General features: G+C 24.4%; 11 protein-coding genes and 1 pseudogene. 7 read left to right on the top strand and 5 right to left on the bottom strand.

Annotated features, from left to right (window positions below; translation table 11 throughout):
- The 7 genes and pseudogenes from G594_RS20350 to G594_RS0114200 form a co-directional block, all read left to right on the top strand.
- Positions 1 to 309: pseudogene (locus G594_RS20350) on the top strand (beta-galactosidase); the annotation flags it as partial.
- Positions 310 to 519: 210 nt separating this feature from the next.
- Positions 520 to 672 carry a hypothetical protein gene (locus G594_RS20175; RefSeq protein WP_155849315.1) on the top strand — a complete coding sequence of 51 codons (153 nt, stop codon included), beginning with the start codon at positions 520 to 522 and terminating at the stop codon, positions 670 to 672.
- A gap of 352 nt (positions 673 to 1,024) precedes the next feature.
- The gene (locus G594_RS0114220) at positions 1,025 to 2,383 is read left to right on the top strand and encodes a methyl-accepting chemotaxis protein (protein ID WP_027099191.1); all 1,359 of its coding nucleotides are present in this window, start codon (positions 1,025 to 1,027) and stop codon (positions 2,381 to 2,383) included.
- Between the two features lie 378 nt (positions 2,384 to 2,761).
- Complete coding sequence (locus G594_RS0114215; RefSeq protein ID WP_027099190.1) at positions 2,762 to 3,193, top strand: hypothetical protein; 432 nt, start codon at positions 2,762 to 2,764, stop codon at positions 3,191 to 3,193.
- Between the two features lie 978 nt (positions 3,194 to 4,171).
- Positions 4,172 to 4,558 carry a hypothetical protein gene (locus tag G594_RS0114210; protein WP_027099189.1) on the top strand — a complete coding sequence of 129 codons (387 nt, stop codon included), beginning with the start codon at positions 4,172 to 4,174 and terminating at the stop codon, positions 4,556 to 4,558.
- A gap of 537 nt (positions 4,559 to 5,095) precedes the next feature.
- Complete coding sequence (locus tag G594_RS0114205) at positions 5,096 to 5,281, top strand: hypothetical protein (RefSeq protein WP_027099188.1); 186 nt, start codon at positions 5,096 to 5,098, stop codon at positions 5,279 to 5,281.
- A gap of 23 nt (positions 5,282 to 5,304) precedes the next feature.
- Positions 5,305 to 5,565 carry a hypothetical protein gene (locus tag G594_RS0114200; RefSeq protein ID WP_027099187.1) on the top strand — a complete coding sequence of 87 codons (261 nt, stop codon included), beginning with the start codon at positions 5,305 to 5,307 and terminating at the stop codon, positions 5,563 to 5,565.
- Between the two features lie 27 nt (positions 5,566 to 5,592).
- Here the strand turns inward: G594_RS0114200 and G594_RS0114195 are convergent, their stop codons facing one another.
- From G594_RS0114195 to G594_RS20345, 5 genes are all read right to left on the bottom strand, one after another.
- Positions 5,593 to 6,132, bottom strand: a complete 540-nt coding sequence (locus G594_RS0114195; protein WP_027099186.1) for a hypothetical protein — start codon at positions 6,130 to 6,132, stop codon at positions 5,593 to 5,595.
- Between the two features lie 139 nt (positions 6,133 to 6,271).
- Complete coding sequence (locus tag G594_RS0114190; protein ID WP_027099185.1) at positions 6,272 to 6,748, bottom strand: hypothetical protein; 477 nt, start codon at positions 6,746 to 6,748, stop codon at positions 6,272 to 6,274.
- Between the two features lie 506 nt (positions 6,749 to 7,254).
- Positions 7,255 to 7,563, bottom strand: a complete 309-nt coding sequence (locus G594_RS0114180) for a hypothetical protein (protein WP_027099184.1) — start codon at positions 7,561 to 7,563, stop codon at positions 7,255 to 7,257.
- A gap of 8 nt (positions 7,564 to 7,571) precedes the next feature.
- Positions 7,572 to 8,093, bottom strand: coding sequence for a hypothetical protein (locus G594_RS0114175; protein WP_027099183.1), 522 nt, complete (start codon positions 8,091 to 8,093; stop codon positions 7,572 to 7,574).
- Positions 8,094 to 8,604: 511 nt separating this feature from the next.
- On the bottom strand, positions 8,605 to 9,463 hold an 859-nt coding region (locus G594_RS20345; protein ID WP_051196027.1), incomplete at its 5' end, for a chromosome partitioning protein ParB.

Raw genomic sequence — 9,463 nt, 5'->3', positions numbered from 1 at the left:
GATGAAGAAATGATTTCTAAAATTAAATTTAAGAAAAGTAATATAAATAAAGTAGATACACCAATGTTTTATCATTTTACAGTTGAGTTAGATAATATTTATGATACTTTTATAGATTGCTCTAAATATGGTAAAGGATGTATATTCATAAATGGTTTTAATATTGGAAGGTACTGGAGTAAGGGGCCTATACAATATTTATATGTGCCATCTGGTTTACTAAATGAGAAAAATGATATTGTTGTATTTGAAAGTGAAAATGTATTAATTAATACTCTTGAGTTTAGCCATAAGCCTATTTTTTTGTGATAAATAATTAGAAATTTTAAATAAAAAATAATTAGTATGGTGAGAATTTTATATTTTTAAAAATCTATTTTAAAAGAAAATAAGAAAGAAGTTTTATCAAGTATCAATGATAGGACTTCTTTTTTTGATGAAAAAGACGGTAATTATTAATGAAGCTCATAGAGAATGTAAGAGCTTACCTGAAATATTTGAAATATTGCAGGCTGTATAGTGGTAAATGATCATAAGACTTTACTATCATTAATAGGAGGAGACTACCTATTAGTTAATGATGAGAATGAAAATAATGATTTTTACTATGACGACATTATAATCTTATTTAATAATGGTTTTATTATACCATGTAAGATTTTACTTAAATAAATATAGAGAAGAAGGTTATAAAATCTTAATTAAAAAATCCGAAAAAGAAAAGCAAAAGAACAATAAATTAGGTAGGGTAAGAGTTTTCTAGGAAGATTTGATTAAATGGTATGAGATATATTTATATATATATTAGTTTTATCTAATGGATATAGTGGTAGCAAATTTTAATAAGTAAAAAACATAATATTAAATGAGATTTTTTATGGTATAGTATTATTCTTGTTAATGAAATGTTAAATGTTATTAATAATTTATTAATAATGTTTACGCTATTGTCGTTTTTAATCTAATATTTGGTATAATATGAATTATTTCAGAACTAAATTTATATAGTTATTGGAGGGTATATATGAAACTTTTTAAAAGAAATACGTATGAAGAAAAAAATAATGATATGTTAGATGGATTAAATGACTCTATTATCAATGCAATTAATGAACGAAAATTTCTGAAAGAAACAAATGACATTAATTCAAATTTAATTAACACATTAAATATTTTACTAAATAGCTACTATGATAATGATTCTGTATTAAAAGTTAATAATATTAATAAAAATATAATACAAGTAGATTCTATCGATACTATGTTAAGAACTGCATATAATCAAAGCGAAATAATTCAATCAATGGTTTCAAATAGTGAAGAGTTAGCAGCAACATCTGATACTCTATCGTACACAATCCAAAAAATAAGTGAACATTCTAATAATAGTAAGGATAAGGCTCAGGAATTAGTCAATAGTATACACAATAATAGTAGATTTATTATAAACTCATTCTCTAATATTAATATAATATACGAAGATATACAATCACTTACAAATAAAGTTAATGAAATAAAAAATATAATAGATATTATACAAGAAATAGCAGATCAAACCTCTCTTCTTTCATTAAATGCTTCAATTGAAGCTGCAAGAGCTGGAGAAGGTGGAAAAGGATTTAATATTGTTGCTCGTGAAATAAAAAAGTTAGCTGAATATACAAAATCGTCCTTAACAACTATATATAATAATATTAATGATTTGGAAGAAAAGACACAATTAACATTAAAATGCACTGATGATGTTATTTATGAATTAAAGTTAGGAAAAGACAAAGTGGAAAGTATACCTAATGATATAGATACTATAGTTAACAATATCAAAGAAATTGATTATGCACTAGAACAAATTACAGCTACATCTCAAGAACAGAGTGCAACAACTAATATACTTGCGGAAGAACTAACTAAAATATCAAAATCAGAAATGGAATTGGAAAAGATGTGTAAAGATGTAGGTGATAAGATTTATGGTATAAGTAATTATATAGATAATATTAGAACAGATTTAATTAATAGCTCTAACTTAACTTTAAAAGAAATGATTGAAATATATGAAACTGACCACTTATTATGGATATGGAAAGTATATAATATGATTTTAGGACTAGATACTATAGATGAAGAAGTAGCTAAAAATTATAAAGAATGTAGACTTGGTAAGTGGTATTATAACGAAAAAAATATTGCTATCACAAATAGCCAATATTACAAATCAATAGAAGCTATACATATAGAGCTCCATACTGAAGCTCAAAAAGCCGTTGCATATTATAATTCAGGGGATGTAAGTAAATGTTATGTACACCTAGATAATATGAAAGAAAAATCTTCAATAATTATAGATATATTAGAAAATTTAAAAAATAGTATAAATGACTAGTTGTAAAAAATATACTATTTTATAAATTTCAATAATAAATTGAACTACTCTGTATTTATGATTTAAAGACTTGAAGCTACTTAAATTGAATTGTTTAATTTAAATGTAATACTAATAGTTCTTTTGGAGTTTTATATTTCGGTTTTTTTCTTGGAAGAGTATTTAACTAATATTCTACACAAGGAATATAATCACATAAATAGGCTGATATATGTTTTCTATTTGGGAAGAGATGTCGTATTCAACCATTATGATGTTTATTAATACCTTTTTCAAAAGAAGAATATGGATGAATAAAGTATATTTTTGTATTAACTCCAGTTTTAATTGTAGATAAATCAACACATAAATATTAATAACTAAAAAGGAGAAGATATTATGGGGATAGAGCATAGTGAAGTTAATTATAATAATCTAATAAATAATTTAGGAAATTGTTGTTTAACTGAATCAATTTGTGGTACTTGTAAGGAAGGGGATTGTCTAATAGGATATGGTAAAAAATGTGTTGTAAATTGTTTAAAGGAAGGTGTTACTTATATTATAGATGGACAAGCTAATATACCATATATAGACGGTAAAGTATATGATATAAGTGATTTAATTGATGCAACTGCTGATGTATTAAAGCAATGTAAAAACTGTGATAAGAATCATTTTGATAATTGTTTAATAAATGTTTTAAGGAATTGTTATGAAATATTATTAATAGGAGAAATGCAAGAATATAAAGGAAGTAATCTTTTATATTTAGATGATATAAAAAGTGTAGATGAAAAAATAGCAAAAGAGTTATTAAAGAGATTATAGATTATATAGGTTTAATCTCAGAATACTCTAGTGGCACCTTTAATACATAAAGTTCCTGTTAAATATAATATTTTTTTGCAAGTAGCTTGACCTATATAATAGCTAGTAATAAATAATATATTCATCTAAATCTAGTTTTATATAAGCAGTTGATACACCAGTATATTTATTAAAATTATTATTAATGTAACTTATTTTAATTTAGTAAATGAATTTGATATAAGTCAGACTACGGCAAAAGTCAATGATCTTCCATATATATTCTCTAACAAATGGATTAAAGGAGAGATTGCTGGATATTAGTTTTTATATAAATGTATAGAAAAAGTAGTTAAAAAATAGGGGTGACGATAAAAGAGCCTACGTATGATTTAGGATTAGTAAAAGGGGCGTCATATACCAAAGAAGTTATTTATAATCCTAGGAATGGCGAATTACAGAATATAAAGACTCTTTTCCATGAGTTGGCTTATGCAAGATTCCATACCAAAGATACTAGATTAGGGAAGAAAAAGAGTTTCAAGCTGAAATGCTTGAATATACAAAGGGGCAATACTTTGGACTTGATACAAGTGATTATTCTATAAATTATTAACATGGTTGGATTAATGGTAAGGAGTTAAAAGATAAACAAAATCTTTTAAAAGAAGTTAAAGAAACAACAATATCTTATATAAGTATAATTGAAGAATCTATTTTAAAAGAAGTTTATAAAGAACTTGAAAAATATGAAGAAATTAATTTTTCAAGTGCAAAAGAAGCAATATCAATTTATAATTCAATAAAAGAAAATGAAAAAGAAGTTTTATCAAGCAGCAATGATAAGACTTCTTTTTTTGATGAAAAAAATAGAGAGAGTGATAGATTGAGTAATATATATATAAACATAATCCCAAAAGTAATGAAAAAGAAAATGAATTAGAGATGTAAAATAGGCAGAAGAAATCTGCCTATAAATTTAATTTTTGATATGGTGGTATGTTTGGAATAGGGATAAATGGTAATAGGTTCAAAAAGCAAGATGTATATAAATTAGCAAAAGAAACAAAGAAGTTTTTAGAGTTATTAAATGGAATAACAATTCAAAGTAGATATGAAAGTGATATTAAAGATATAGAAAATCAAAAAAGTAAATTAGAAGAAATGTTATTAATGTTTGAACCAACAATACTAGAAGAGTATATTGAACAAACTAAAATAGCATATAGAGAAATGATTAGAGCAAAGAAGGAGTATGAAAGAGTAGTTAAGGAAGGTTGCTATAAGGAAACTATAGAGAAGGCAAAAGAATATTATAAAGATAAAGCTTTAGTTTATGAAGCAAAGAAAGAATATAGAGATAAACTTAAAGAAGTATTAAGTTAAAAGTGTCCCCCGGGGACACTTTTAGATTATATTAAATAAAGAAAAAGTCCAAGAGTTTTTGGCAAGTGGTTAAAGGAATAACACTTTAAAAAACTTATCGGCTCACCACCGATAAAATAACCGTCAGAAGGGGATTGCTTTTTCTTAGATGTTGCTATTATATATAATATAATAGCGGTGTGACTGTACTAGAATAGAGTAAACTATCAGTGGGATACAATGAGTTAGATGGTACTATACTTGATAATACTAGACCTAAGCGAGTTTGAGTTGTATGACTTTTTAGCTGAGTAAATCAAATTTTACTCCAACCCTAAAAGACAATTTTTTAAAAAATTTGTCTCGCTAGGGGGGAGTGAGTTGACTAAAGCTATAAGAATAGCTTTAGAAGAATATAGGTTAATAGAAAGGATTTATACTTGATTTTATTTGAAAGTTCACTAGGGGTAATATAGTTTTATGCTTTTTTTATGAATATGAACAATATATAAGAAGGAGTGATTTATTAAGGTGAATATATGAAGAAAAATAGTTGTTATGAGTAGTGTAACTGGAGGAGAAGAAGTAGATAGGTATATATGTAGTAGATGTGGGAAAAAGATAAAGGATAGCATAAGAGTAAATAAGAGAAGAAAAAATAATAACCATAATAAAAGGTATTCTAAATTAATTTATATAGATAAATGTAATGAATATGGTTTGAGTGGTAAAAAAAGGAAATGAAGTAGAGTAGGGTAGAGCAATATTTGAAATTTAATTATTTTAATACTGCTACAAATGATAATAAAAGTTTTGCATATACTTGGAAAGAAAATTTAGGTGGTCAAGTGAAAGCTTGTATAAATAAAACAACATATGAGTATATAATGTATAAAACACTTCCAGCAACAACTATGGATAAAATTATAGTAAATGCTCTTAGATTAGAATTTGGATTCTGTAGAAATGGCTCAGATAGATATCTTATTCCTGATGAACAAAATAAAGCATATTGGACTATATTCTAAAAACATTAATAAAAAAATGAAGTAGCATCACTTTGATGCTGCTTCATTTTTTTCGTTTATAATAATTATTATTAATATAATATTAATCACAATTGCTAAATAAAAAAAATATCTTAGCTGATTTTTCCATATATATGTATCTTTTAATAATACAGTTTCATTTACTGGATACCAGTCAATAACTTCAAAGTATATTAAATTATCCTTTTCTTTATCTACAAAATTTCCGTATATATTTAAATTATAATATTGTGGAATCCCTTCAGAATATGTTATCACTTCATCATATGGAGTATTCCCACATAAATATATTTCATCTGTACTTATGTTATTCAAATTATTTTCTGATAAAAATTTCTCCAATTTATCCTTTCCATCAATTACATATGATCCCCCCATTGAGGCTTCTTTTGTCTTAAGATTAATTCCTGTACCTTGATAAAGATTATCTTGATTATAGGGCTCTTTATATACTACCCTAGGAATAATTACTATCAATAGTATTAAAGTTATTAATAATAATATAATTTTAAATAATTTTAGGATATTATGATTAACTTTATTCATAATACATCACCTCTACTAAATGTTTTACCATATATACGTCAATCTAGTTTCTAAAATAATGTAATAATATCCAATCCCTTTAAAATCATATAACGCTTATTGGGGTTACTATATGTAAATAAAAAAGGTATCAAAATAATTACTTGTTCTGATAACTTTTTTTATATAACTTCATACTAAAGATCAACAATATTATTATTAATATTATTATTTTATAATATCTCATATATATTGTATCCAATAAAATTAATTTATCATTCCCAATATTATTCCATTCTTCAACTTTAAACATTATTGTACCAGATGAAGAAATTTCAAAATTTCCATACATTTCAAAAATATAATTATTTGGAATACCTTTTTTATATCTAGTAAGGATTTTAATCGGATTATTTCCGTTTAATTGATTAGATGATAGATATTTTGGAACTTTTTCAACTGAGTTCTTATTACAAAATTTCATTAACTTATCTCTACCATCTATTATTACTAACTCTGTTGGATCCTCAGCATCAACAACAATCTTATCATATTCATTTTTATTAATATTGAAATTTGAAGAATTAATAGAAGCAAACGGAATTAATAATATTATTATAGTTACTACAACTTTCATTATTACTCTTATATATTTCTTTTTTATTTTCTATCTCCTTAATAGTATAATTTTTATTTATAGTATTCCGTTAAAATATTACATACTAATTATATCTAAAAAAACTGAGCTGATAGTTAGTTTATTTTAATTAATATAATTTTTTATTTGTTTTTTGATATATATTCGTAATGCTTTTATTAATAGAACAGAAATACATATTCCGACTCCTAATAATATAAAATTAATTAAAGTCCATATTGTTATAAAACTCATAATTTCCCTCCCATTTTATCTTAAAAAAACGTTCAATTACTAAATTATTTAATCCTTGAATATAAAAAAATGTACCATATCTTCACTTTTAAATTCAAATACTTCACTAAATGCACTTTTAATGAATAATAAAAGCCAATGATGTATTTTCATTGGCTTTTAACTATATAAAATTACTTATTACATTAACTTTTATCTTAATTAAATAGACTCTTTAAACCTGTTTTAATCTATATTCTTATTGTTTAACATTAATTTCTTCTTAATAACAACATTGCTATTAGTATAATACATACAGTAACGATATGAATAACTACTGATACGTAATTAACCCCATATATACGTCCATCTAGTATTAAAAATATTGTTTCTAAAATAATATAATAATATCCAATCCCTTTCACTAACGATTTATATGAAGAAGAATACTTGATATTTCTTCTCTTTTCATTCAATCTATTTAATATTTCCATTCCATAATATAATATTAAATAGATTGATAAACATAAATGACGTATAAAATCAACTCTTGGACTAAATAAAAAATTTATAACGTCCATACATTTACCTAACTAGCAACCCTAACATAATAAAAGTTATTCTTTTTCCACATTGCTCCTTCGTATGAATGTGGTGGATAAGGATTAAATATTTTTGATGAACGTGAATATATAATAACTTCATCTAATGATGCTGCTATTTCTTTTAATGTATTTAGTGGTATTATTTCATTTATTATATCAGAAACATCTGCTTTTCCTAATGCATACTGTCCAACTTTATATGTTACACATAAAACCATTACTGGAGTAGACAGGTTAGGCAGTTTCTTAAAAGCTGTTCTAGCTACTTTAAAAACTGATGAAATTGATCTTTCAGAAGTGTTACTATTTAATGCAGCCAAGTATTGCTCAGCATCTTCTAAACTATCAGAAGTATACATCAATTCACCATAACCATTAAACACCTTATATTTTGCATTATTATCTGTACCCTTATCTAATGTTTGAGCAGAAGTAGTTAAAACTCCTAAATTTGAAGTAATAATAAATGTGAGTAAACTAAATAAAACTATTATCCTTTTTTTCATTTTATACCTCCTTTTGCTTATTTTATAAAATTATGGAATTATTATACATTGTGATTTTTATTAAAACAAGTAAAAATATTATAATTTTAATATAATTTAACAAAATATTAAATAATCAATTACTTTGCAAAAAGTATTTTTAGTGAAGATCAAAAGTCAAGGATCTATGGATTTGTATTTTATCACAATACTTTAAAATAACACTTTATGTTTAATAATTAGGTTGTTTTAATTACGCTAAATTTAACTTCTAGAATATGGACTTTTTTTATTTTTCTTTCTTGATTACATTATGATATGTAATTAAGAATAGTAGACTTTAAAATCATATATATCATAGTATTCATTAAACTTTTTTTAAAAACATATAAGAAAGATATTTTAAGTTAATTTAGATAGATAAATGTAATAAATGTGGTATAAGCAATAAAAAAATGAAATGAGTAGAGTAGGGGGGCAATACTCAAATTTTAATTAATTATAATAAAAAGTGTCCCCAGAGGACACTTTTCTATTTAAAATATTCAAGTAAACTCTTAAATAAAGTAGAACTAATTCTAGCATGTTCAAGTTCTGATTTTATATAATCAGAGAATTTGATTTTTTTATTTATCATAAGATTACTTTGTTTTCTGACTTCTAGTATTGCTCTATCAGCATTTTCTATAAGTTGTTGTAACTTTAGATTTTCGGTTAATTCTTCGAGATTTTCTTTAGGAGCATTAGCCTTTAATTCTTTAATTTCATTTTCAAGTCTTTTCTTTTCCTCATTAGCTTTTAAATATTCATTAGTAACTTTTTCAATTTTCATAGAATATTTATCATCAAGTTCTTGTTTGACTTCAACTCTAAGTTGTCTTTCTAGTTGAGAAATAATTTCTGATTTATCAGTATGTGCTTTATTTAATTCTGTCTTTAATTCAGAGTTGTATCGGATTAATGAATTTTTAGTTTTTATTTCTTCTTCCTTTTGAAGTTCAACTCTTTTTAATTCTTGCTTTAAAGATATAGCTTCTTCTTTTGAAAGATATATATTTTTATTTAGAATTTCTAAAATACCTTTTTGACTTTCTTCACTTAAAGTTGAAAATTCACTTGCATTAGAAGTTGATAAGTTGCCTTGTTCAAGAAGTTCTTTAAGTTCCGGAATAAGATTGTTATTAATCCTTTCGTATCTTCCTACTTGTGTTGGAGATAATTTTAAGTCATTTGCAATTACTTCACGAATTTTACCGACCTTTTCTCCATTAGCTTTTTTAGCTTTATAAAGTTCTGATAATCTTTGAACTTGTTTAAGTTTTTCAGATTCTGAAAGTTCTCTAGTTTGTGCATTAGCTTGGATAAGAACAATTTCAGCGTCTAAATCATTT

Origin of the sequence: Clostridium paraputrificum AGR2156, from assembly GCF_000424025.1 — a bacterium.
Lineage (GTDB): Bacteria > Bacillota > Clostridia > Clostridiales > Clostridiaceae > Clostridium > Clostridium paraputrificum.
Note: the sequence above shows the minus strand (reverse complement) of the source record. Positions and strands in the feature narration are given on the sequence as shown.

Bases quoted from the DNA above. Each gene is read 5' to 3' on its own strand.
- G594_RS0114220 (WP_027099191.1), top strand. From the start codon at position 1,025: ATGAAACTTTTTAAAAGAAATACGTATGAAGAAAAAAATAATGATATG.
- G594_RS0114215 (WP_027099190.1), top strand. From the start codon at position 2,762: ATGGGGATAGAGCATAGTGAAGTTAATTATAATAATCTAATAAATAAT.
- G594_RS0114210 (WP_027099189.1), top strand. From the start codon at position 4,172: ATGTTTGGAATAGGGATAAATGGTAATAGGTTCAAAAAGCAAGATGTA.
- G594_RS0114205 (WP_027099188.1), top strand. From the start codon at position 5,096: ATGAGTAGTGTAACTGGAGGAGAAGAAGTAGATAGGTATATATGTAGT.
- G594_RS0114195 (WP_027099186.1), bottom strand. From the start codon at position 6,132: ATGAATAAAGTTAATCATAATATCCTAAAATTATTTAAAATTATATTA.
- G594_RS0114190 (WP_027099185.1), bottom strand. From the start codon at position 6,748: ATGAAAGTTGTAGTAACTATAATAATATTATTAATTCCGTTTGCTTCT.
- G594_RS0114180 (WP_027099184.1), bottom strand. From the start codon at position 7,563: ATGGACGTTATAAATTTTTTATTTAGTCCAAGAGTTGATTTTATACGT.
- G594_RS0114175 (WP_027099183.1), bottom strand. From the start codon at position 8,093: ATGAAAAAAAGGATAATAGTTTTATTTAGTTTACTCACATTTATTATT.